Raw genomic sequence first — 469 nt, forward strand, 5'->3', positions numbered from 1 at the left:
GGTTTATCTACCCTCCTGTCCCTGGGGTTTTCCACAGGTTTCAGGCGAGCGTATCCGGGCCGCGGCAGGACCGCAGCCAGGTAGGAAGAAGGAGATGGAAAGGCGTGGGAAAGGCTCAGTCGTTGCCGCTTTCCAGCGTATCGATGGATGACGACAGGCGCTCGAAGCGGCGCTTGGCGGAGACCTGGAAATCCCGCTCGGAGCCCTCGTTAGCGGGTTTGCGCAGCAGTAGCCGAGCACTGAGCCCGCTAGTGCGGTCGTAACTGCCGAACCAGTCGATCATCTGTCCGACATGGCATTCGCCGCCGAGCCATACCGCCAGGTTGGCTACGATCTCCATGTTGTAGTGTCCGAGTGCTCGCCCTGGGACGTCTTGGGAGCCGAAGGCGAGGGCCGCGCCTGGCCGGTATCGACGGAGTCCAGGGTCTGCCACAGCTCTTTTCGCAGAATCTCTTCCAGGCTTGTGGGT

The 469-nt window shown here is 62.0% G+C and carries 1 protein-coding gene; it reads right to left on the bottom strand.

The window, feature by feature from the left end:
* Positions 1-115: 115 nt before the first annotated feature.
* Positions 116-340, bottom strand: coding sequence for a hypothetical protein (locus M8318_RS00200; protein WP_003097251.1), 225 nt, complete (start codon positions 338-340; stop codon positions 116-118).
* Positions 341-469: the final 129 nt, after the last annotated feature.

Origin of the sequence: Leclercia tamurae, from assembly GCF_025566055.1 — a bacterium.
Lineage (GTDB): Bacteria > Pseudomonadota > Gammaproteobacteria > Enterobacterales > Enterobacteriaceae > Enterobacter > Enterobacter tamurae.